This window comes from Pseudomonas sp. NFACC51 (genome assembly GCF_900103575.1).
Lineage (GTDB): Bacteria > Pseudomonadota > Gammaproteobacteria > Pseudomonadales > Pseudomonadaceae > Aquipseudomonas > Aquipseudomonas fluorescens_Q.
Map to the genome: position 1 here is coordinate 57919 of NZ_FMXH01000011.1, position 21618 is coordinate 79536.

A 21618-nucleotide genomic window follows, 5' to 3' on the forward strand; every position below is an offset into this window, starting at 1 on the left:
TTTTCCGTTTTCGAGAGCCCAACCATGTCCCGTTCCGAAACCCTGTTTGCCAATGCCCAGAAACACATCCCCGGCGGCGTGAACTCGCCCGTTCGTGCGTTCAAGAGCGTCGGCGGCACCCCGCTGTTCTTCAAGCACGCCGAAGGCGCGTACGTCACCGACGAAGACGACAAGCGCTATGTGGATTACGTCGGCTCCTGGGGCCCGATGATCCTCGGCCACAGCCATCCGGACGTGCTGGATGCGGTGCGCAAGCAACTGGTACACGGCCTCTCCTACGGCGCCCCGACCGCGATGGAAACCGAGATGGCCGACCTGGTCTGCTCGATCGTGCCGTCGATGGAAATGGTGCGCATGGTCAGCTCCGGCACCGAAGCGACCATGAGCGCGATCCGCCTGGCGCGGGGTTTTACCGGCCGCGACAGCATCATCAAGTTCGAAGGCTGCTACCACGGCCACTCCGACAGCCTGCTGGTCAAGGCCGGTTCTGGCGCATTGACCCAAGGCGTGCCGAGCTCGGCAGGCGTACCGGCAGCGTTCGCCAAACACACCCTGACCCTGCCATTCAACGACCTCGAAGAAGTCGAGAAGATGCTCGGCGAAGTCGGCCAGGAAGTGGCGTGCATCATCGTCGAGCCAGTGGCCGGCAACATGAACTGCGTGCCGCCGGCACCGGGTTTCCTCGAAGGCCTGCGCAGCCTGTGCGACCAGCATGGCGTGGTGTTGATTTTCGATGAAGTGATGACCGGTTTCCGCGTGGCCCTCGGCGGCGCCCAGGCCCATTACGGCGTCACGCCGGACCTGAGCACCTTCGGCAAGATCATCGGCGGCGGCATGCCGGTGGGCTGCTTCGGCGGCAAGCGCAAGATCATGGAATGCATCGCGCCGCTGGGCCCGGTCTACCAGGCCGGCACCTTGTCGGGTAACCCCCTGGCCATGGCCGCCGGCCTGACCACGCTGCGCCTGATCAGCCGCCCGGGCTTCCACGCCGAACTGACCGACTACACCACCCGCCTGCTCGACGGTTTGCAGGTCCGCGCCGACGCGGCCGGCATTCCGTTCGTGACCACCCAGGCCGGGGGCATGTTCGGCCTGTATTTCAGTGGCGCCGATGACATCGTCACCTTCGAAGACGTGATGGCCAGCGACGCCGACCGCTTCAAGCGCTTCTTCCACCTGATGCTCGACGGCGGCGTGTACCTGGCCCCGAGCGCATTCGAAGCCGGTTTCACCTCCATCGCCCATGGCGAGACCGAGCTGAAGATCACCCTCGATGCGGCCGAACGGGCGTTTGCCGCGCTGAAGTAAGCCTGTGGATAACTGACGCCGGCTGAAGCTGGCGTCAGCGATTGCTGACAACCTCCCGCCTTTTTCCTACGTATTTATGCCCGAAGCAGCTATTAGCATTCCCTCGCAGCAGAAAAACGAGTAAAGACTTTGTAAGGATGGCCCTGCTTATTTCATAATGCGCGCTTATTGGATCCCCCGGAGGGTCCGCGCGCCCCTCAGAGGTAAGTCGATTCCCATGAACCGCACCGGCCGCACCCTTGCCTTGGGCTGCCTGTTGCTCCTTCAGCCCCTGCTCGCGAATGCACAGGCAGGCGGTAACTCGTTGTTGATCCCGGCGCTGGGCCGTTGCACGCTCAATACCCAGCCACAAGATCTCGCACCGGCACTCGACGCCTGTCAAAAAGCGGCGGACGCAGGTGATGCACAAGCGCAATACGAGTTGGGCGAGTTCTACTACGAAGGCAAGGCTGCGCCGCGCGACCTCAAGAAAGCCCTCGACTACTTCGAAAAAGCCTCGCTGCAAGGTCATGCCCAGGCGCAATTCAAGCTCGGCGGCATGTTCTTCCATGGCGAAGGCGTGCCAGCCAACAACGTCCAGGCCTATATCGTCCTGAAGATGGCCGCGGTCAACGGCGCCGAAGAAGCCCTGGACACCGCCGACGAAGTCGCCGAGCAAATGCCCCGTGACGAGTTGGAAGTGGCCACCCAGGTGCTGGGGCAGATCTTTCGCAAATACCTGATGGAATTGCAGAACGCCGATGGGCGTACGCCCTTCTCGCCACTGCCCTAAGTTCACTGCGCCCCCCTGTGGCGAGGGGATTTATCCCCGCTGGGCTGCGAAGCGGCCCCAAATCCGTCAACTCAATCGAGCTCCAATACCGCAGAGTCAGGCTTTAGGGTCGCTTCGCGCCCCAGCGGGGATAAATCCCCTCGCCACAAGGACTGTGCCCGACCTTAGAGACTCATCTTGCCAAGAGCCGAGGGTTACTTCTCAGGCATCGGCATCGGAAACGGCATCACATTGCCGACCGCGCCGCGGGCTTCGCTGATTTTCGGGGTGCCCAGGCGTTCGACTTCGTCGATGCGCACGATCGAATGCATCGGCACGAAGCTGCGCACCACGCCTTCGAACTGCGCCTTGAGCTTTTCCTCGCTCGGATCGACGACCACTTGCGTGCGCTCGCCAAAGACGAATTCTTCCACTTCCAGGAAACCCCACAGATCACTTTGATAGATCTGCTTGGCGTACATTTCGAACACCTGGCCCTGGTTGAGGAAAATCACCTTGTAGATTGGAGCTTCACGTTTGGTCATGGCTGGCGAAACACATCGGCGGGTAAAAATGAGGGCGCGAACTATAGCATAGCCACTGCTCGCACAGCGGTAGGAACCGGGGGACTTGTTCCCTATAATGCGCGGTTCTTTGAATCACGTGATGATCCCGTCCATGGCCAAGAAGCTTTACATCGAAACCCACGGTTGCCAGATGAACGAGTACGACAGCTCGCGCATGGTCGATCTGCTGGGTGAACACCAGGCCCTGGAAGTCACCGCCCGCGCCGAAGACGCGGACGTGATCCTGCTCAACACCTGCTCGATTCGCGAACGCGCCCAGGACCGGGTGTATTCCCAGCTCGGCCGCTGGCGCGAACTGAAGTTGGCCAACCCGGAAATGGTCATCGCCGTGGGCGGTTGCGTGGCCAGCCAGGAAGGCGCGGCCATTCGTGATCGCGCGCCGTACGTGGACGTGGTCTTTGGCCCGCAGACCTTGCACCGCCTGCCGGAGATGATCGACGCCGCCCGCAGCACCAAGCTGCCGCAAGTGGACGTTTCGTTCCCGGAAATCGAAAAATTCGACCACCTGCCCGAACCGCGTATCGATGGCCCAAGTGCCTACGTGTCGGTGATGGAAGGTTGCAGCAAGTACTGCACGTTCTGCGTGGTGCCCTACACCCGCGGTGAAGAAGTCAGCCGACCGTTCGACGACGTGCTCGCCGAGATCATCCACCTGGCGGAAAACGGCGTGCGCGAAGTGACCCTGCTGGGGCAGAACGTCAACGGCTATCGCGGCCTGACCCATGACGGGCGCCTGGCGGATCTCGCCGAACTGATCCGCGTCGTGGCAGCGGTGGATGGCATCGACCGCATCCGCTACACCACGTCTCATCCGCTGGAGTTCTCCGACAGCCTGATCCAGGCCCACGCCGAAGTCCCCGAACTGGTCAAGCACCTGCACCTGCCGGTGCAATCGGGCTCCGACCGGATCCTTGCGGCCATGAAACGCAACCACACGGCGCTGGAGTACAAATCCAAGCTGCGCAAGTTGCGCGCAGCAGTGCCGGGGATCTGCATCAGCTCGGACTTTATCGTCGGCTTCCCTGGCGAAACCGAGAAAGACTTCCAGCAGACCATGAAGCTGATCGAAGACGTGGGCTTCGACTTCTCCTATTCCTTCGTCTACAGCCAGCGTCCTGGCACTCCGGCGGCCGACCTGGCGGACGACACGCCCGAAGAACTGAAAAAGGAGCGGCTCAACGCCTTGCAACATCGCCTCAACCAGCAAGGTTTCGAGATCAGCCGACAAATGGTCGGCTCCGTCCAGCGGATTCTGGTGACCGATTATTCGAAAAAAGACCCGGGCGAGTTGCAAGGCCGGACCGAAAACAACCGCATCGTCAACTTCCGCTGCGACACCCCGGCCCTGATCGGCCAGTTCGCCGACGTGCACATCGACGCCGCGCAACCGCACTCCCTGCGCGGTTCGTTGATCCAGTAACAACGCGAATCCTTGTGGGAGCGGGCTTGCTCGCGAAGGCGGCATACCAGGCGATACCTGTACTGGATGAAAGACCGCTTTCGCGAGCAAGCCCGCTCCCACAAAAGACCGCGCCGGTCGCTGGAATCAGATTCGCCTGTTTAAGAGCTTTCGCACCCAGCCTACTGGCGTTATCCTTGATTTCACCTTAATTGCCCCCGGGCGGCTAAAAACGACCTTGAACGCACCCATCGAACCACATCGCTTTATTCTCGAGCCCTTTGAGGCTCGCCGCTTCGCCAATCTGTGCGGGCAATTCGACGAGCACCTGCGCTTGATCGAACAGCGCCTGGCCATCGAGATCCGCAACCGCGGAAACCAGTTCGAACTGATCGGCGAACCCAAGCACACCACCTCCGCGGAAAACCTGCTGCGCCGTCTCTACCGGGAAACCAAGGGGAGCGAGCTGTCGCCGGATACGGTCCACCTGTTCCTGCAGGAGTCGGCCGTCGAAGAACTCGACAACCATGCCCCGTCGGAACCTGCCGTGGCCCTGCGCACGAAAAAAGGCATGATTCGCCCTCGCGGCTTGAATCAGCAGCGCTACGTGAAGGAAATCCTGGGCAACGACATCAACTTCGGCATCGGCCCGGCCGGTACCGGCAAGACCTACCTGGCCGTGGCCTGCGCCGTCGATGCGCTGGAACGTGAACAGGTGCGGCGTATCCTGCTGGTGCGACCGGCGGTCGAAGCGGGTGAAAAACTCGGCTTCCTGCCCGGCGACCTGGCCCAGAAAATCGACCCGTACCTGCGCCCGCTCTATGACGCGCTGTATGAAATGCTCGGCTTCGAATACGTCGCCAAGCTGATCGAGCGCCAGGTCATCGAGGTCGCGCCGCTGGCCTACATGCGTGGTCGGACCCTGAACAACAGCTTCATCATCCTCGACGAAAGCCAGAACACCACGGTCGAGCAGATGAAAATGTTCCTGACCCGCATCGGCTTCGGCTCCACCGCCGTCATCACCGGGGACATCACCCAGGTCGACCTGCCCCGCGGCACCAAGTCCGGGCTGAACCATGTGATCCAGGTGCTCAAGGACGTGCCGGGCATCAGTTTCACGCACTTCATGCCCAAGGACGTGGTGCGTCATCCGTTGGTCCAGCGCATTGTCGAAGCCTACGAGCGCTTCGAGCATCGCGAGGCCGACGATGCGCCTGAAGGCAAAGGCAATCGCCACAATGCTTGAACTCGACCTGCAAGTGGCCTGCGAACACGCCGCCCCCAGCGAAGCCCAGTTCCGCCAATGGTGCGAACTGGCCCTGCGCCAGCGCAGCGCCGACTCGGAGCTGACGATCCGCCTGGTGGACGAACCCGAAGGCCGTGAACTGAACCACACCTGGCGGCAGAAAGACTACGCCACCAACGTGCTGTCGTTCCCCGCCGACGTACCCGACGAACTGCTCGACATCCCACTGCTGGGCGATCTGGTGATCTGCGTCCCGGTGGTGGAGCGTGAAGCAGCCGAACAAGACAAGACCCCCGAGGCTCACTGGGCCCATCTGGTGATTCACGGCTGCTTGCATCTACTGGGTTACGACCATATAGAAGATGACGAAGCCGAAGAAATGGAAGCACTGGAACGAACGTTGCTTGCAGAGCTGGGTCATCCCGATCCCTACGCCGGCGACGAACACTGATACATCAACCTGTAACGACAAAGGATTCAGAGTAATCGCTATGAGCGAAGATCGATCGAGCAACGGGCAGAAGTCATGGCTGGGCAAGCTCACCCAGGCTTTTGCCCATGAGCCGAAAAACCGCCAGGAGCTGCTGGAGCTGCTGCGCGATGCACACCAGAACAAACTGCTGGACAGCGAAGCGCTGGCCATCGTCGAAGGCGCCATCCAGGTCGCTGACCTGCAAGTCCGGGACATCATGGTCCCGCGCTCGCAGATGGTCAGCATCAAGGCGACCCAGACCCCCCGTGAATTTTTGCCCGCCGTGGTCGACTCCGCTCACTCGCGCTATCCGGTTGTCGGCGAGAGCCATGACGACGTCATGGGCGTGCTGCTGGCCAAGGACCTGCTGCCGCTGATCCTTCAGGAAAACGGCGACAGCTTCAACATCAAGGACCTGTTGCGCCCGGCCACCTTCGTGCCCGAGTCCAAGCGCCTGAACGTGCTGCTGCGTGAATTCCGCGCCAACCACAATCACATGGCCATCGTCATCGACGAATACGGCGGCGTGGCCGGCCTGGTCACCATCGAAGACGTCCTCGAGCAGATCGTCGGCGACATCGAGGACGAGCACGATGTCGAGGAAGACAGCTACATCAAGCCCCTGCCCAGCGGCGACTTCCTGATCAAGGCCCTGACGCCGATCGAGAACTTCAACGAATTCTTCGACAGCCAATTCTCCGACGATGAGTTCGACACCGTCGGCGGCCTGGTGATGAGTGCTTTCGGGCATCTGCCCAAGCGCAACGAAACCACGGAAATCGGCTCCTGGCGCTTCCGCATCCTGAATGCCGACAGCCGTCGGATTCACTTGCTGCGCCTGTCGCCCATTGGCCGATAACCCCTGCGAGACCCGCTAAGGACAAAAATGCGCTGGATAACCCGCCCCGGCTGGCCCGGTAACCTGCTGGCCATGGCGGCCGGTGCGATCACCACCCTGGCCTTGGCGCCGTTCGACTTCTGGCCGCTGGCATTGCTGGCGGTCGGCTTGTTCTACGCCGGGCTGCGCGAGCTCTCGCCACGCCAGGCCCTGGGCCGAGGCTGGTGTTTCGGTTTTGGCCTGTTTGGTGCTGGCACCAGTTGGATCTACGTCAGCATCCACAACTTCGGCGGCGCCTCGGTGCTGCTCGCCGGGTTATTGATGCTGCTGTTCATCGCCGCCATCGCCTGGTTCTTCGCCCTGCCCGCCTGGCTGTGGGCACGCTGGTTGCGCCGCAACGAGGCGCCGCTGGCCGATGCCCTGGCGTTCGCCGCGCTGTGGTTGGGCCAGGAAGCTTTCCGCGGCTGGTTCCTCACCGGGTTCCCCTGGCTGTACTCCGGCTACAGCCAGCTCAACGGCCCGCTGGCCGGCCTCGCGCCGCTGGGCGGGATGTGGCTGATCTCCTTCACCCTGGCCTTGACCGCCGCGCTGCTGTACAACGCGCCCCGGTTGATCCGCACCGGACGCAAGGGCTTCATCGCCGCGGGCGTGATGCTGCTGATCGGCCCATGGGTGGCCGGCCTGGCCCTCAAGGGCCATGCCTGGACCAGTCCTTCGGGCGACCCGCTGAGCGTCGCGGCGATCCAGGGCAACATCGAACAAAGCATGAAGTGGGACCCCGAGCAGCTCAACGCGCAGTTGGCGCTGTACCGCGACATGAGCTTTGCGTCCAAGCGCGTCGACCTGTTGATCTGGCCGGAAACCGCAGTACCGGTGCTCAAGGAATCTGCCCAGGGTTATCTGGACATGATGGGCAGCTTCGCCGCCGAGCGGCATTCGGCGTTGATTACCGGTGTGCCGATTCGCCAACTGGTGCGCCACGAGAAGCGCTATTTCAACGGCATCACCGTGACCGGCGAAGGCGACGGTACTTACTTGAAGCAAAAGCTCGTGCCGTTTGGCGAATACGTGCCGCTACAGGACATCCTGCGCGGCCTGATCGCCTTCTTCGACCTGCCCATGTCGGACTTCGCCCGGGGCCCGGCCGACCAGCCACTGCTGCAAGCCAAGGGTTACCAGATCGCGCCGTTCATCTGCTATGAAGTGGTCTATCCGGAATTTGCCGCCAGCTTGTCAGCGCGCAGCGACCTGTTGCTGACCATCAGCAACGACACCTGGTTCGGCACCTCGATCGGCCCGTTGCAACACCTGCAAATGGCCCAGATGCGCGCCCTGGAAGCCGGTCGCTGGATGATCCGCGCCACCAACAACGGCGTCACCGGGCTGATCAACCCCTTCGGCCAGATCACCGCACAGATCCCGCAATTCGAGCGTGGCATCCTGTACGGCGAAGTGGTGCCGATGCACGACCTGACGCCGTACCTGCAATGGCGCTCATGGCCGCTGATCATTTTGTGCCTGTCGCTGTTGGGCTGGGCGTTGATGGCGAGCCGGATGGCCAAGACCGTTTAAGGCCTCTGGCACCCCTTGTGGCGAGGGAGCTTGCTCCCGCTGGGTGGCGCAGCCGCCCCGTTTTTCCCAACCACTGAAGATGTTCCAGCCCGGCGACAGTGGCGTCTGCTGCGCAGCCGAGCGGGAGCAAGCTCCCTCGCCACAGAAGCTCGCTAGCCCATGACATTGGCGAACACCCATGCATTGGATGTCTGCACAAGGCAGGCGACTACCCACTCTGGAAGACCATTGAGCTCTTGTGGCGTGGGAGCTTGCTCCCGCTGGACTGCGAAGCAGGCCCTGTTTTTAGGGGGACCGCTTCGCGGCCCAGCGGGAGCAAGCTCCCTCGCCACAACCATGTTCGGCCCACACATTTCGTATGCTCAGCGATAGAACAACCAATACCCCAACAACCCCATCGCCTCATTCATCAACTGCCCGGACTGCCAGATCGACTTGAACTCCGGCATCCAGCCACCCAGTGGCCGGGCGTTGTCCGGGCCCAGGAAGCCGACAGGCGCCGGCACCACTTCAAATCCTGACCGCTCGAAACTCCAGACCGCCCGCGGCATGTGCCACGCCTGGGTCACCACCACAACCCGCTTGATGCCTTCCGGCAACAGGATCTCGGCGCTCATCTGGGCGTTTTCCCAGGTGGTGCGGCTACGTCCTTCCTGCCAACGCACGTTGACGCCAAAATCCTCCAGCATCGAGTCGGCCATCAACTTGGCCTCGCTGGGCGGGGTGCCGTAGTGCAAGCCGCCAGTGGTCAGCACGGGCAAGCCCGACGCCTTGGCCAGTCGCGCCGCATAACGCTGGCGTTCGAGGCCGACACCGGTGGGCTGGTCGGAACCCCAGGCCAGGTCACCGCGCTCGCGACCGGAACCCAGCACCACGATGGCGTCGGCACGCTGGGCCAGGGTCGCCCATTCACTGCGCAGCAGCGGCGGCTCACGCTCCAATGCCTTGGCGCTCCACTGCACCACCACCGGCAGGCTCATCAACCAGAAACCGCCCAGGCCCACGGCGAAACACAGGCGGGCCAGGCGCGGCCGAGAATGGCGCCACCACCAGGCGAGCGCCAACAGCAGCAGAAGAATGCCGGGCGGCAATAGAAGTTGTTTGATGAAATAGCGAAAGGGCATCGGGCATCTCCATAGATGCCCGAAGCCTAAGGGGGTTGACGCAAAGCGACAACAGATTCGAAAAAGCCTTGAACCAAAAAAAGCGACACGCGTGAATCCGGCTTTACTTGAACTGCAGCGACCGGATCTTTACTGCATCCTTATCAGGCGTCCGGTCCTTGAGCCACACAACCTTGGCCGAACGGGGCGCTTCGAGACGCTTGAGTACCTGGGCCCCACTGGTGGGGGGGTTATGTCCGGCCTGTTCAAGGTAAGCCTTGACCAGTTCGAACTCTGCGGGGCTCAAGCCTCGCAGTTCCAGCTCTACCGGGCGCTCATCACGCAAGCGACCGGCGGTTCTTGCAGCGTCCAGGGCCACCCCGAGACGATCGATCAGTTTTTCGTACAACTCAGGTGTAGCGACTTTTCGTTGTGATTCAACCATCCCTCACCTCATTGAAGATAAGACTCACTCCCCATTGAGAAGCTTAGCTTCGCTGGGCAAACCGGCAGTGCGCCGCGACCAACGGCCCTGAACACGGGTCATCGCCGATGATCGGCAATGGCTCGGCGGTGGTTCGGCAGCAATCAGGGTTTCCCTCGGCAGAGCGCGGTCATGTATGCTACGGCGCTTCCTGTAACTCCACTTCCAGCTTGGCTGGGCATCGAAAACGCCGCATTCGGCGTCGTCTGCGTCCAGCATGGCAACGAAGAGGATTGGGCCACCCCATTCAGTACAAAAGTAGCCATGCACGAACACTACCAGCCCCGTGAAATCGAAGCCGCCGCCCAGTCGTTCTGGGACGAGCAAAAGTCCTTTGAAGTCAGTGAACAGCCAGGCAAGGAGACTTACTACTGCCTGTCGATGTTCCCTTACCCCAGCGGCAAGCTACACATGGGGCACGTGCGCAACTACACCATCGGCGACGTGATCTCCCGTTACCAGCGCATGCAAGGCAAGAACGTCCTGCAACCCATGGGTTGGGACGCCTTCGGCATGCCGGCGGAAAACGCCGCGATGAAGAACAACGTGGCCCCCGCCAAGTGGACCTACGAAAACATCGCCTACATGAAGACCCAGCTGCGTAGCCTGGGCCTGGCGGTGGATTGGTCCCGCGAGGTCACCACCTGCAAGCCCGACTACTACCGCTGGGAACAATGGCTGTTCACCCGCCTGTTCGAAAAAGGCGTGATCTACCGCAAGAACGGCACCGTGAACTGGGACCCGGTGGACCAGACCGTACTGGCCAACGAACAAGTGATCGACGGCCGCGGCTGGCGCTCCGGCGCGCTGATCGAAAAGCGCGAAATCCCGATGTACTACTTCAAGATCACCGCCTACGCGGATGAGCTCCTGGAGAGTCTCGACGAACTGACCGGTTGGCCCGAGCAGGTCAAGACCATGCAGCGCAACTGGATCGGCAAGTCCCGGGGCATGGAAGTGCAGTTCCCCTACGACGTCGCCTCCATTGGCGAAGCCGGCACCCTGAAAGTCTTCACCACCCGTCCGGACACGCTGATGGGCGCCACGTATGTGGCCGTGGCCGCCGAGCATCCGCTGGCCACCCTGGCGGCCCGGAACAACCCTGAGCTGCAGGCGTTCATCGCCGAATGCAAGGGCGGCAGCGTCGCCGAAGCCGATGTCGCCACTCAAGAGAAGAAAGGCCTGGCAACGTCGTTGTTCGTCGAGCACCCGCTCACTGGCGAGAAGCTGCCGGTGTGGGTCGCCAACTACGTGTTGATGCACTACGGCGACGGCGCGGTGATGGCCGTGCCGGCCCACGACGAGCGTGATTTCGAATTCGCCCACAAGTACAACCTGCCGGTCAAACCGGTGGTGCGCACCAGCGCCGGCGACCAGACTCCCGCACCTTGGCAGGACGCCTATGGCGAACACGGCGAACTGATCAACTCCGGCGAGTTCAACGGCCTGGACTTCGCGGGCGCATTCGATGCCATCGAAGTCGCCCTGATCAAGAAGAACCTCGGCGCCTCGCGCACCCAATTCCGCCTGCGGGACTGGGGCATCAGCCGCCAGCGCTACTGGGGCTGCCCGATCCCGATCGTGCACTGCGACACCTGCGGCGACGTACCGGTGCCGGAAGACCAACTGCCCGTGGTCCTGCCGGAAGACGTCGTACCCGACGGCGCCGGTTCGCCCCTGGCGCGCATGCCCGAGTTCTACGAGTGCAACTGCCCGAAATGCGGTGCACCGGCCAAGCGCGAAACCGACACCATGGACACCTTCGTCGAGTCCTCCTGGTATTACGCGCGCTACGCCTCGCCGCACTATGAGGGCGGCCTGGTGGAAAAATCCGCGGCCGACCACTGGTTGCCAGTGGACCAGTACATCGGCGGCATCGAACACGCCATTCTCCACCTGCTCTACGCACGCTTCTTCCACAAGCTGATGCGTGACGAAGGCCTGGTGAGTTCCAACGAGCCGTTCAAGAACCTGCTGACCCAAGGCATGGTGATCGCCGAGACTTACTATCGTCGCGAAGCCAACGGTGCCTACACCTGGTTCAACCCGAGCGACGTCGAACTCGAACGCGACAGCAAAGCCAAGGTCATCAGCGCCAAGCTGATCGCCGACGGCCTGCCGGTGGAAATCGGCGGCACCGAGAAAATGGCCAAGTCGAAGAACAACGGCGTCGACCCACAGTCGATGATCGACCAGTTCGGCGCGGACACCTGCCGCCTGTTCATGATGTTCGCCTCGCCACCTGACATGAGCGCGGAATGGTCCGACTCGGGCGTCGAGGGCTCGCACCGCTTCCTCAAGCGCGTCTGGCGCCTGGCCCAAGCCCACGTCACCCAGGGCCTGCCGGGCAAACTGGCCGTCGCCAGCCTGAACGACGAGCAGAAAGCCGTCCGTCGCTCGATTCACCTGGCCATCAAGCAGGCCAGCCATGACGTCGGCCAGAACCACAAATTCAACACCGCCATCGCCCAGGTGATGACGCTGATGAACGTGCTGGAAAAAGCCGCGCAAGGCACCGAGCAGGATCGCGCACTGGTTCACGAAGGCCTGGAAGCCGTGACGTTGCTGCTCGCGCCGATCACCCCACACATCAGCCACGAGCTGTGGAATCAACTGGGTCACGCCGACCCGGTGATTGATGCACGCTGGCCGGTGGTGGACGAAACCGCGCTGGTGCAGGACAGCCTGACCCTGGTTATCCAGGTCAACGGCAAGCTGCGCGGCCAGATCGAAATGCCGGCTGCGGCAACGCGCGAAGAAGTTGAAGCCGCCGCGCGGGCCAATGAAAACGTGCTGCGCTTCGTCGATGGCCTGACCATTCGCAAAGTGATCGTCGTGCCCGGCAAGCTGGTCAACATCGTCGCAAGCTAATTGGATCGGGCGCGAGGCTCAAGCCTGGCGCCGAATACAACCTGCGGGGTCGCATGGTCGACCCCCATAGGGTTCAAGGGGAGCAACAAGATGATCAAACGTAATCTGCTGGTAGTGGGCCTGGCGGTCCTGTTGAGCGCCTGCGGCTTCCAACTGCGCGGCACCGGCACCACCGAGCTGGCCATCACGGAACTGGACCTCAGCGCACGGGACGCCTATGGCGACACCGTGAAACTGCTGCGCGACACCCTGGAAAACAGTGGCGTGAAAGTCTACAGCGGGGCCCCGTACAAGCTGGTACTGGCCCGTGAACAGCAGAGCCAGCGCAGCCTGAGCTATGCCGGTGCCGGTCGTTCCGCCGAGTACGAACTGAACAACGTACTGAGCTATGAGATCCGCGGCCAGAACGACCTGGTACTGCTGGACGACAAGCTGCAGGTGCAGAAGGTCTACCTGCACGATGGCAACAACATCACCGGTTCCGACCAGGAGTCGAGCGAAGTGCGCGATGAAATGCGTCGTGACCTCGTGCAACGCATGATGCTGCGCCTGCAACAGCTGAGCCCGGCCCAGCTGGAGCAACTGCAACAGACCGCCAACGCCCGCGCCAAGGCCGAAGCCGATGCGCTGGAAGCGGCACGCAAGGCTGAAGCGGAAACCCCGCAACAGTCGCCGATGCAGATCCCGGCTGAATAAGCCTTGCGGGGCGCTCCGGCGCCCCGCTCGCCTTCTCTTATGAAGCTCGCTCCCGCCCAACTCGGCAAACACCTGCAAGGCGCCCTCGCGCCGGTCTACATCATCAGTGGCGATGACCCACTGCTGTGCCAGGAAGCCGCCGACGCCATCCGCGCCGCTGCACGCCAGCAAGGTTTCGACGAGCGCCAGGTATTTGCCGCCGACGCCAGTTTCGACTGGGGCACGCTGCTGCAGGCCGGGGCGAGCATGTCGTTGTTCGCCGAAAAACGCCTACTGGAGCTGCGTTTGCCGTCTGGCAAACCCGGTGACAAAGGCGCCGCTGCGCTGATCGAATATTGCTCTCGCCCGGCCGAGGACACCGTGCTGCTCATCAGCTTGCCGAAACTCGACGGCAGCGCGCAAAAGACCAAATGGGGCAAGGCCCTGGTCGAAGGCCCGCAGACCCAGTTCGTGCAGATCTGGCCGGTGGATGTCAGCCAGTTGCCCAGCTGGATCCGCCAGCGCCTGTCCCAGGCCGGCCTCTCGGCCAGCCAGGACGCGGTGGAACTGATCGCCGCCCGGGTCGAAGGCAACCTGTTGGCCGCTGCCCAGGAAATCGAAAAGCTCAAGCTGATGGCCGAAGGCGGCCAGATCACCGTGGAAACGGTGCAAGCCGCCGTGGCCGACAGTGCGCGCTTCGATGTCTTCGGGCTGACCGATGCGATCCTCAACGGTGAGGCCGCCCATGCCCTGCGCATGCTCGAAGGCCTGCGGGGCGAAGGCGTCGAGCCGCCGGTGATCCTCTGGGCCCTGGCCCGGGAATTACGCCTGCTGGCCAACCTGTCCCTGCAATACAGCCAGGGCGTCCCACTGGACAAAGCCTTCAGCCAGGCCCGCCCACCGGTGTGGGACAAACGCAAACCGCTGATGAGCAAGGCCCTGCAACGCTACTCGGCACCACGCTGGGCGCAATTGCTCCTCGAAGCCCAGCGCATCGACGCGCAGATCAAGGGCCAGGCCGCCGGCTCACCGTGGATGAGCCTCAGTCGCTTGTCGCTGTTGATGGCCGGTCAACGATTGCCCCTGCCTGCCGAGTAAACACACTCAGGCCAGAGGGCTTTCTGTGGCGAGGGAGCTTGCTCCCGCTGGGGCGCGAAGCGGCCCTGTTTTTCGGGTCTGCTTCGCAGCCCAGCGGGAGCAAGCTCCCTCGCCACACAAAAGCTGTCTCCCCCAAATCCGCCACCTGAGGCGAAACTTCCTACTGCATGCAGGGACTGGACAGCCCGCCAACTCTGCCCCATGATTTGCCCCGCAAAACCACCCCACGAGAGACACCATCATGAGCAAAAAGCCATCCAGGCATGGCCCCAACAAGGCCAAATCCATCGTCGCCCAGCCCCTGTTCCGCAGCCGCCAGGAACGACCCGCCAAGGGCAAAGGCAGCTACCGCCGCGAAGCCTTCCAGTCTGACAACTGGGAGGCTTCTTGCTTTGTGGCAGCTTGAAACACCCGGACAAGCCCTACACCCCTTTCGCATGATAAGGTCAGCACCTGATTTGTATTTCTGGACCCGTGCATGCCCTTCTGTCTTTCCCATCGTTGGCCACTGCGCCAGATGATTGTTGCCGCCAGCGTTGCCCTGCTTGTCGCCTGCGCCGAAAAACCTACTGCCGCCGACGCCCAACCGCTCCAGACAGCCCCCGCCGTGACCGCTCCGGCCATCGTCCCGCCCCTGGTGCCGACCGGTGAAGACCTGGCCATTGCGCCCACCCAGACCTTCGCGCAATGGCAAGCAGGGTTTCGCAAGGAGGCACTGGCCGCCGGGATCCGTGGCGACCTGTTCGATCGTGCGTTTGTCGGCGTCAGCCCGGACATGAGCGTGATCAAGGCCGATCGCAGCCAGCCGGAATTCACCCGTCCCGTGTGGGAATACCTCGATGGCGCGCTATCGCCACTGCGGGTCAACAAAGGCAAGAGCCTGATCCAGCAGAACGCCCAGGTCCTGCAAAGTATCGAGCAGCGTTATGGCGTTGATCGCGAGGCGCTGGTGGCGGTGTGGGGCATGGAGAGCAACTTCGGCCAGTTCCAGGGTAGCAAGTCGGTGATCAATTCCCTGGCGACCTTGGCCTACGAAGGACGACGCCCGGGTTTTGCCCATGCGCAACTGATCGCCGCGCTGCAAATCCTGCAACAGGGCGATATCACACCGGAAAAAATGCTCGGTTCCTGGGCCGGCGCCATGGGCCAGACCCAGTTCATTCCCACCACGTACAACACCCATGCAGTGGATTTCGACGGCGACGGTCGCCGCGACATCTGGGGCAGCTCCACCGACGCCCTGGCCTCGACCGCCCATTACCTGCAAAGCTCCGGCTGGCAGCGTGGCCAGCCATGGGGGTTCGAGGTCGATCTCCCAGAGGGCTTCGACTACACCCTGGCCGATGGCACGATCCGCAAGCCTGTTGCTGAATGGGAGCGACTGGGAGTTTCAGAATATGGCGGCCTGCCAATAACCCCGGATGACAAACAGCTCTCGGCGTCTCTGCTCCTGCCGGCCGGCCATCGCGGCCCGGCGTTCCTGATCTTCGATAACTTCCGCGCCATCCTCAAGTACAACAACTCGTCGTCCTATGCCTTGGCGGTCGGATTGTTGTCAAAGCGCTTTACCGACGGCGGACTGGTCTATGGCCAGTGGCCCAAGGAGGACCTGCCCCTGAGCCGCAGCGAGCGCATCGAATTGCAGACACTGCTGAGCAAGCACAACTACGACGCGGGCAACCCCGATGGCATCATCGGCGCCAACACCCGCAAGGCCATCCGCAGTGCCCAGCAGTCGTTCGGCTGGCCGGCGGATGGGTATCCGACGCAGCAGTTGCTGGAAGCATTGCGTAACCGCTGAATTGCCGTATGGCGGCTACAGCTATCGCGAGCTTGCTCGCGATAGCTGACTCCCAGGCGCTACATGACTAGCGACTGACCACCACATCCTGCTCCAGCACCAACCTCTTCTCCTCCGCATCGAGCGTCACCAAGGCCCCCATGGGCAAGGTCAGGTTCGGATCGCAGTGCCCGCTGCGCCAGCCGGACAGCACCGGGATACGCAACGGCTCGAAGGTCTGCTTGAGCAAGCGGTTCAACGCCTCGACGTCGACCCCGGCCACATCCCCCACCAAAACGCCGCGTAGCTGGTGCAACGTGCCGGCCAATCGCAGTTGAGTCAGCAATCGGTCGATGCGATACAGCGGCTCGTTGACGTCTTCGATGAACAGGATCACCCCTTCGGCGTCGATCTGAAAAGGCGTGCCCATGGTCGCGGCAATCATCGACAGGTTGCCGCCCAGCAGACGTCCGTGGGCGATGCCTGGCTCGACGGTGGTCAATGGGTAGGCTGCGGGGTGGTTCAGCTCGCTGCCGGCCTTCAACTGTCCACGCAGCAGGCTGAAAAACGAGGTGACGGTCGGGGGTTCCTTGTCGCCCAGCAGATCGGCGTTGAGCAGCGGGCCGTGGAAGGTCACGAAGCCTGCGTAGCGGCTGATGGCCAGGTGCAGGGCGGTGATGTCGCTGTAGCCTACGAATGGCTTGGGGTTGCGGCGCAGGAGGTCGAAGTCGATGCGGTCCAGCAGGCGTGGTGTGCCGTAGCCGCCGCGCAGGCAGATGATCGCGTTGACTTCTGAGTCGGCGAAGGCGCTGTGCAGGTCGTTGAGTCGTACTTCGTCGCTGCCGGCCAGGTAGTCGTTCTTTTCGTAGACGCCTGGGAAGATCCGGAGCTCATGACCTCGGGCGCGCATCCATTGGATGGCTTTTTCCGTGTCCAGGGGGGCGGGGCCGGCGGGGGCGATCACGGCGATCAACCCTTCGGACGGAAGTGCCGGGACGGGTTGATGTGGGTTCAGGACTTGGGTGACTTCCATGGGGTTCCCGGTTTTTCGGCTTGCTATGCGTGTATATCCGTTTTTTGTGTAACGGCTACTTATGGTTCCGCTCTTACAGCGGCTTACTTTTGAAAAGCGCAAAAGTAAGCAAAACGCTCTTGCCCCACCACTCGGTGCCTCGCCTAGGCTCGGCATGCCCGAACGCAGGCATTGCTCCGTGGGCCGCCGCGAAGGGCCATCCATGGCCCAGCGCGGCTATCCCGGCATCCATGCCGGGATGCCCACTGCGCAATACCTGCGTTCGGCCAGCGTGGTTTAACGGGGCGCCTAGATCAAGATCAAGATCAAGATCAAGATCCAAAGCAAAGCAAAGCAAAGCAAAGCAAAAGCGGGGCATTCACTTAGGGCAGTCGACAAACCCGTGGCGAGGGAGCTTGCTCCCGCTGGGCCGCGAAGCGGCCCCAAAACCTGCCAAATACGGAGCATCAGACACACCGCACCCGCCGGTTTACGACTACTTCGCAGCCGAGCGGGAGCAAGCTCCCTCGCCACAGGTCCATCATTTTTCTTAAGTGAACAGCATTACGCTCCCACAGGGCTTTGCGGTGTTCGCAATATCTGGGTAGGTGCAAAAACCTGTGGGAGCGGGTGATCACAGCATCTGCACACGACACAAAACCTTGCTCGCGATGCGGCACAGCCAACATCACCACAAACCTATCCTCCGCTTTCCCGAGCAAGCCCGCTCCCACAGAAGAAACGCGTTCACTCTAAGCCAGGCCGGCTATAAGGCCGCCTCGCGCAGCTTTTGATCTGGGGCGCCCCGTTAACCACGATGGCCGAACGCAGGCATTGCGCAGTGGGCACCTCGGCATGGATGCCGAGGTAGCCGCGCTGGGCCATGGATGGCCCTTCGCGGCGGCCCACGGAGCAATGCCGGAGTGAGGGCACACCGAGCCTAAGCGAGGTGCCGAGTGGTGGGGCAAGAGCGTTTTGGTTACTTTTGCGCTCTTCAAAAGTGACCCGCTGTAAGAGCGGAACCATAAGCCGCCGTTACGCAAAAACGGATATGCACACCACCCCAAAAACCAACGCTAAAAAATCAGGATCCGAGCAGCTCAGCCTTGACCAACTTAGCCTGCTCATCCGCATGATACGAAGACCGCACCAACGGCCCCGAAGCCACGTTCTTGAAGCCCATCTTGTACCCTTCCTCGGCAAACCAGGCAAAGGTATCCGGATGCACAAAACGCTGCACCGGCAGGTGACTACGCGAAGGCTGCAAGTACTGCCCCAAGGTCAACATATCGATGTCATGCTCACGCATGCGCTTCATGACCTCGATAACTTCCTCATCCGTCTCTCCCAGGCCCAGCATCAAGCCGGACTTGGTCGGAATGTGCGGCATCATCTGCTTGAAGCGTTGCAGCAAGGTCAACGACCACTGGTAATCCGAACCCGGACGCGCGGCCTTGTACAGGCGCGGAACGGTTTCCAGGTTGTGGTTGAACACATCCGGCGGCTCGGCGGCGGTGATTTCAAGGGCGATGTCCATGCGGCCACGGTAATCGGGCACCAGGGTTTCCAGCTGGACATTCGGCGACAGTTTGCGGATCTCGCGGATGCAGTCGGCGAAGTGCTGGGCACCGCCGTCACGCAGGTCGTCACGGTCCACCGAGGTGATGACCACGTACTTGAGCTTCAGGTCGGCGATGGCGATGGCCAGGCTTTCCGGCTCGTTGGTGTCCAATGGCTTCGGACGGCCGTGGCCAACGTCACAGAATGGGCAGCGACGGGTGCAGATGTCGCCCATGATCATGAATGTGGCAGTGCCGCCGGAGAAGCACTCGCCCAGGTTCGGGCAGGAGGCTTCTTCGCAGACGCTGTGCAGCTTGTGCTTGCGCAGCAGGGCCTTGATTCGGTCGACTTCCGGGGACACCGGGATGCGCACGCGGATCCAGTCAGGTTTCTTTGGCAATTCGGTGGTCGGAATGATCTTGACCGGGATGCGTGCAACCTTCTCGGCGCCGCGCAGCTTGACGCCGGCCTCTACCTTGGCACGTGGGGCCGGACGCTCGGTGACGTCCTGCGTCGGGATAATGGTTTGCACTGCATCAGTAGTCATATCAGTCGATTCCGCCCGTGAGGGTCGTCTGCTCAGCATAGTCGAGGTGTTTGACGAGCTGCGCGCGCAGCCGGGCACTTACCTCGGCAAATTCAATCGATCCTGCATGCTCGCTCAACTGGGTCATCGCCAGTCCCGCGTAGCCACAGGGATTAATCCGTCGAAATGGCGCAAGGTCCATGTCCACGTTCAGCGCCAGGCCATGAAACGAACAGCCGTGGCGGATTCGCAATCCCAAGGAGGCGATCTTCGCCCCGTCGACATAGACACCCGGCGCATCCGGCTTGGCCGCCGCCGTCACACCGTAGCTGGCCAGCAGCTCGATCAGGCATGTCTCCATGCGGGTGACCAGCTCGCGCACGCCAAACCCCAGCTTGCGCACATCCAGCAACAGGTAGGCGACCAATTGGCCAGGACCATGGTAGGTCACCTGCCCGCCCCGGTCGACCTTCACCACCGGGATATCCCCCGGCAGCAGCAGGTGCTCGGCCTTGCCGGCCTGGCCCTGGGTGAACACCGGCGGGTGTTCCACCAGCCAGACTTCATCGTCGACGGTAGTGCCGCGTTCGTTCGTGAAGCGTTGCATGGCATGCCAGACCGGCTCGTAAGCCATCGTGCCCAGCTCGCGAAAGCCCAGCGTGCCCGGCATCACAACACCATGTGCACGAAACCGGTCGCACGCAGCTCGCTGTTGATGTCGTAGAGCTGTTCCTGGCCGGTGGCAATGATGTGCAACTGGATCGTCGTGTACTTGCCGTTGGTACTCTGGCGCTCGGCCAGGGTCTTGTGGTCAACAGTGGCATGTTTCTCAAGGATCGCAATGATCCGGTCCTTGAAACCCACGCCGGTGTCGCCGATGACCTTGATCGGATAATCCGCGCAGGGGAATTCGATCTTCGGCGCTTTTACTTCAGAGTCTGTCATGGGGTAACGGCCTCGTAAGCCGTGGTAACGCACATGGCCCCGCTCCGAATGGGAACGAGGCCATGCAGGTCAACACTTCAATCAGTTGAACAAGCCGTAGAAGAATAGACGGATGCTATCCCACATGCGGCGGAAGATACCACCTTCCTCGACCGCGTCCAGAGCGATCAGGTCGGCGCTGTGCACCACTTTGTCGTCCAGTTTGACTTCGACTTTACCGATCACGTCGCCCTTGGCGATGGGAGCGGTCAGTTGCGGGTTCATGGTCATGCTGGCAGCGAGCTTCTTGAGCTGGCCTTTAGGCAAGGTCATGGTCAGGTCTTGGGCCAGGCCGGCCTTCACCTGATTGGTGGTGCCTTTCCAGACCTGGGCCTGGGCCAGTTCGGTGCCCTTCTGGTAGAAGGTCTGGGTTTCGAAGAAACGGAAACCGTAGGTCAGCAGCTTCTGGGTTTCAGCGGCACGGGCCACTTCGCTGCTGGTGCCGAAGACGACGGCGATCAGGCGCATGCCGTCACGGACAGCCGAAGACACCATGCAGTAGCCAGCTTCGTCGGTGTGGCCGGTCTTCAGGCCATCGACGGTCTTGTCGCGCCACAGCAGCAGGTTGCGGTTAGGCTGCTTGATGCCGTTCCAGAAGAATTCCTTCTGGGAGTAGATGGCGTAGTGCGCCGGGTCTTCATGAATGATCGCCCGCGCCAGGATCGCCATGTCGTGAGCCGACGAGTAGTGCTCAGGGTTCGGCAGGCCGGTAGGGTTCATGAAGTGGCTGTTGGTCATGCCCAGGTCGGCCACGGTCTTGTTCATCATGTCGGCGAACGCATCTTCGCTGCCGGCGATGTGCTCGGCCAGGGCGACGCTGGCGTCGTTGCCGGACTGGATGATGATGCCGTGCAGCAGGTCGCTGACGGTCACTTGCGAACCGACCTTGATGAACATCCGCGAACCGCCGGTACGCCAGGCGTTTTCGCTGACGGTCACCGGATCGTTTTCACCGATCTGGCCACGACGGATTTCCAGGGTGGCGATGTAGGCGGTCATCAGCTTGGTCAGGCTGGCCGGTGGCAGGCGCTGGTCACCGTTGTTCTCTACCAGGACCTCGCCGCTGCTGGCATCCATGAGCACGAAGGATTTGGCGGCCAATTGAGGAGGCGCAGGCATCATCTCCACCGCGAACGCGGCTGGGGAGAGAAGCAGCGGGACTAGCAGGCAAAGGCGTTTGGCAAAGGTGGTGATGTTCATCCGTCTCTCGAAATCGCTAATGGGACTGCCCGAAGGCAAAACTGAAACAGGCAACCTTCTAACGGGTCGCCGCGTATTTAAGTTGCTCACTCACAACCCTTGCCGGGCTTTTGTTATTCATGGAGCCAACAACCTGGCCCGCTCCAACC

Annotated in this window: 21 protein-coding genes; 13 read left to right on the forward strand and 8 right to left on the reverse strand. The window is 62.0% G+C overall.

Going from position 1 to position 21618, the window contains the following annotated elements:
• Positions 1-24: 24 nt before the first annotated feature.
• Positions 25-1308, forward strand: coding sequence for a glutamate-1-semialdehyde 2,1-aminomutase (gene hemL, locus BLT00_RS20930; RefSeq protein ID WP_058546736.1), 1284 nt, complete (start codon positions 25-27; stop codon positions 1306-1308).
• A 217-nt stretch (positions 1309-1525) separates the two neighbouring features.
• On the forward strand, positions 1526-2080 hold the full coding sequence (locus BLT00_RS20935; RefSeq protein WP_003205863.1) for a tetratricopeptide repeat protein: 555 nt from the start codon (positions 1526-1528) through the stop codon (positions 2078-2080).
• 194 nt (positions 2081-2274) lie between these two features.
• Here the strand turns inward: BLT00_RS20935 and BLT00_RS20940 are convergent, their stop codons facing one another.
• Positions 2275-2604, reverse strand: coding sequence for a DUF1820 family protein (locus BLT00_RS20940; protein ID WP_003185742.1), 330 nt, complete (start codon positions 2602-2604; stop codon positions 2275-2277).
• A 133-nt stretch (positions 2605-2737) separates the two neighbouring features.
• On the opposite strand from BLT00_RS20940, the gene miaB reads away from it, so the two are divergent.
• The 5 genes from miaB (at position 2738) to lnt (ending at position 8176) form a co-directional block, all read left to right on the forward strand.
• Positions 2738-4066, forward strand: a complete 1329-nt coding sequence (gene miaB / locus BLT00_RS20945; RefSeq protein ID WP_170862100.1) for a tRNA (N6-isopentenyl adenosine(37)-C2)-methylthiotransferase MiaB — start codon at positions 2738-2740, stop codon at positions 4064-4066.
• 217 nt (positions 4067-4283) lie between these two features.
• Positions 4284-5294 carry a PhoH family protein gene (locus BLT00_RS20950; protein ID WP_063324241.1) on the forward strand — a complete coding sequence of 337 codons (1011 nt, stop codon included), beginning with the start codon at positions 4284-4286 and terminating at the stop codon, positions 5292-5294.
• The gene (gene ybeY / locus BLT00_RS20955; RefSeq protein WP_003205868.1) at positions 5287-5745 is read left to right on the forward strand and encodes an rRNA maturation RNase YbeY; all 459 of its coding nucleotides are present in this window, start codon (positions 5287-5289) and stop codon (positions 5743-5745) included. The genes BLT00_RS20950 and ybeY overlap by 8 nt, the downstream gene beginning before the upstream one ends.
• A gap of 40 nt (positions 5746-5785) precedes the next feature.
• Positions 5786-6625, forward strand: coding sequence for an HlyC/CorC family transporter (locus BLT00_RS20960; RefSeq protein WP_003205870.1), 840 nt, complete (start codon positions 5786-5788; stop codon positions 6623-6625).
• 27 nt (positions 6626-6652) lie between these two features.
• Positions 6653-8176: an apolipoprotein N-acyltransferase gene (gene lnt, locus BLT00_RS20965; RefSeq protein ID WP_063324240.1), complete on the forward strand. Its 1524-nt coding sequence runs from the start codon at positions 6653-6655 to the stop codon at positions 8174-8176.
• Between the two features lie 362 nt (positions 8177-8538).
• Here the strand turns inward: lnt and BLT00_RS20970 are convergent, their stop codons facing one another.
• A complete protein-coding gene (locus BLT00_RS20970; protein ID WP_092149981.1) occupies positions 8539-9300 on the reverse strand; it encodes a YdcF family protein in 762 nt (253 codons plus the stop codon).
• A 103-nt stretch (positions 9301-9403) separates the two neighbouring features.
• Positions 9404-9724 carry a hypothetical protein gene (locus BLT00_RS20975; RefSeq protein ID WP_063324238.1) on the reverse strand — a complete coding sequence of 107 codons (321 nt, stop codon included), beginning with the start codon at positions 9722-9724 and terminating at the stop codon, positions 9404-9406.
• Positions 9725-10027: 303 nt separating this feature from the next.
• On the opposite strand from BLT00_RS20975, the gene leuS reads away from it, so the two are divergent.
• The 5 genes from leuS (at position 10028) to BLT00_RS21000 (ending at position 16208) form a co-directional block, all read left to right on the forward strand.
• Positions 10028-12634: a leucine--tRNA ligase gene (leuS, locus tag BLT00_RS20980; RefSeq protein ID WP_092149991.1), complete on the forward strand. Its 2607-nt coding sequence runs from the start codon at positions 10028-10030 to the stop codon at positions 12632-12634.
• Between the two features lie 90 nt (positions 12635-12724).
• Positions 12725-13330 carry an LPS-assembly lipoprotein LptE gene (lptE, locus tag BLT00_RS20985; RefSeq protein ID WP_063324236.1) on the forward strand — a complete coding sequence of 202 codons (606 nt, stop codon included), beginning with the start codon at positions 12725-12727 and terminating at the stop codon, positions 13328-13330.
• Between the two features lie 39 nt (positions 13331-13369).
• Entirely contained in the window at positions 13370-14407 is a 1038-nt protein-coding gene (holA, locus tag BLT00_RS20990) for a DNA polymerase III subunit delta (protein ID WP_072345408.1), read from the forward strand.
• 241 nt (positions 14408-14648) lie between these two features.
• Positions 14649-14813: an alternative ribosome rescue factor ArfA gene (arfA, locus tag BLT00_RS20995; RefSeq protein ID WP_063324234.1), complete on the forward strand. Its 165-nt coding sequence runs from the start codon at positions 14649-14651 to the stop codon at positions 14811-14813.
• A 72-nt stretch (positions 14814-14885) separates the two neighbouring features.
• Entirely contained in the window at positions 14886-16208 is a 1323-nt protein-coding gene (locus BLT00_RS21000) for a lytic murein transglycosylase (RefSeq protein WP_092149983.1), read from the forward strand.
• Positions 16209-16275: 67 nt separating this feature from the next.
• On the opposite strand, the gene BLT00_RS21005 is transcribed toward BLT00_RS21000, so the two are convergent.
• Positions 16276-17220 (reverse strand): S66 peptidase family protein, encoded by a 945-nt coding sequence (locus BLT00_RS21005; protein WP_092149985.1) that lies wholly within the window; start codon positions 17218-17220, stop codon positions 16276-16278.
• A gap of 154 nt (positions 17221-17374) precedes the next feature.
• Between BLT00_RS21005 and BLT00_RS32215 the strand changes: the two genes are divergently transcribed.
• The gene (locus tag BLT00_RS32215) at positions 17375-17500 is read left to right on the forward strand and encodes a tannase/feruloyl esterase family alpha/beta hydrolase (RefSeq protein ID WP_256572786.1); all 126 of its coding nucleotides are present in this window, start codon (positions 17375-17377) and stop codon (positions 17498-17500) included.
• A 783-nt stretch (positions 17501-18283) separates the two neighbouring features.
• On the opposite strand, the gene lipA is transcribed toward BLT00_RS32215, so the two are convergent.
• The 4 genes from lipA to BLT00_RS21025 form a co-directional block, all read right to left on the reverse strand.
• Positions 18284-19306 carry a lipoyl synthase gene (lipA, locus tag BLT00_RS21010; RefSeq protein WP_003205886.1) on the reverse strand — a complete coding sequence of 341 codons (1023 nt, stop codon included), beginning with the start codon at positions 19304-19306 and terminating at the stop codon, positions 18284-18286.
• A gap of 1 nt (position 19307) precedes the next feature.
• On the reverse strand, positions 19308-19955 hold the full coding sequence (gene lipB, locus BLT00_RS21015; RefSeq protein ID WP_072345416.1) for a lipoyl(octanoyl) transferase LipB: 648 nt from the start codon (positions 19953-19955) through the stop codon (positions 19308-19310).
• Complete coding sequence (locus BLT00_RS21020; protein WP_003185772.1) at positions 19955-20230, reverse strand: DUF493 domain-containing protein; 276 nt, start codon at positions 20228-20230, stop codon at positions 19955-19957. The genes lipB and BLT00_RS21020 overlap by 1 nt, the downstream gene beginning before the upstream one ends.
• An 81-nt stretch (positions 20231-20311) precedes the next feature.
• Positions 20312-21469 carry a D-alanyl-D-alanine carboxypeptidase family protein gene (locus BLT00_RS21025; RefSeq protein WP_092150480.1) on the reverse strand — a complete coding sequence of 386 codons (1158 nt, stop codon included), beginning with the start codon at positions 21467-21469 and terminating at the stop codon, positions 20312-20314.
• Positions 21470-21618 lie beyond the last annotated feature (149 nt).

Bases quoted from the DNA above. Each gene is read 5' to 3' on its own strand.
- holA (WP_072345408.1), top strand. From the start codon at position 13,370: ATGAAGCTCGCTCCCGCCCAACTCGGCAAACACCTGCAAGGCGCCCTC.
- BLT00_RS20935 (WP_003205863.1), top strand. From the start codon at position 1,526: ATGAACCGCACCGGCCGCACCCTTGCCTTGGGCTGCCTGTTGCTCCTT.
- BLT00_RS20940 (WP_003185742.1), bottom strand. From the start codon at position 2,604: ATGACCAAACGTGAAGCTCCAATCTACAAGGTGATTTTCCTCAACCAG.
- leuS (WP_092149991.1), top strand. From the start codon at position 10,028: ATGCACGAACACTACCAGCCCCGTGAAATCGAAGCCGCCGCCCAGTCG.
- lptE (WP_063324236.1), top strand. From the start codon at position 12,725: ATGATCAAACGTAATCTGCTGGTAGTGGGCCTGGCGGTCCTGTTGAGC.
- BLT00_RS32215 (WP_256572786.1), top strand. From the start codon at position 17,375: ATGCCCGAACGCAGGCATTGCTCCGTGGGCCGCCGCGAAGGGCCATCC.
- ybeY (WP_003205868.1), top strand. From the start codon at position 5,287: ATGCTTGAACTCGACCTGCAAGTGGCCTGCGAACACGCCGCCCCCAGC.
- lipB (WP_072345416.1), bottom strand. From the start codon at position 19,955: ATGCCGGGCACGCTGGGCTTTCGCGAGCTGGGCACGATGGCTTACGAG.
- BLT00_RS21025 (WP_092150480.1), bottom strand. From the start codon at position 21,469: ATGAACATCACCACCTTTGCCAAACGCCTTTGCCTGCTAGTCCCGCTG.
- arfA (WP_063324234.1), top strand. From the start codon at position 14,649: ATGAGCAAAAAGCCATCCAGGCATGGCCCCAACAAGGCCAAATCCATC.
- BLT00_RS20975 (WP_063324238.1), bottom strand. From the start codon at position 9,724: ATGGTTGAATCACAACGAAAAGTCGCTACACCTGAGTTGTACGAAAAA.
- BLT00_RS20970 (WP_092149981.1), bottom strand. From the start codon at position 9,300: ATGCCCTTTCGCTATTTCATCAAACAACTTCTATTGCCGCCCGGCATT.
- miaB (WP_170862100.1), top strand. From the start codon at position 2,738: ATGGCCAAGAAGCTTTACATCGAAACCCACGGTTGCCAGATGAACGAG.
- BLT00_RS21020 (WP_003185772.1), bottom strand. From the start codon at position 20,230: ATGACAGACTCTGAAGTAAAAGCGCCGAAGATCGAATTCCCCTGCGCG.
- BLT00_RS20960 (WP_003205870.1), top strand. From the start codon at position 5,786: ATGAGCGAAGATCGATCGAGCAACGGGCAGAAGTCATGGCTGGGCAAG.
- lnt (WP_063324240.1), top strand. From the start codon at position 6,653: ATGCGCTGGATAACCCGCCCCGGCTGGCCCGGTAACCTGCTGGCCATG.
- hemL (WP_058546736.1), top strand. From the start codon at position 25: ATGTCCCGTTCCGAAACCCTGTTTGCCAATGCCCAGAAACACATCCCC.
- BLT00_RS21000 (WP_092149983.1), top strand. From the start codon at position 14,886: ATGCCCTTCTGTCTTTCCCATCGTTGGCCACTGCGCCAGATGATTGTT.
- BLT00_RS21005 (WP_092149985.1), bottom strand. From the start codon at position 17,220: ATGGAAGTCACCCAAGTCCTGAACCCACATCAACCCGTCCCGGCACTT.
- lipA (WP_003205886.1), bottom strand. From the start codon at position 19,306: ATGACTACTGATGCAGTGCAAACCATTATCCCGACGCAGGACGTCACC.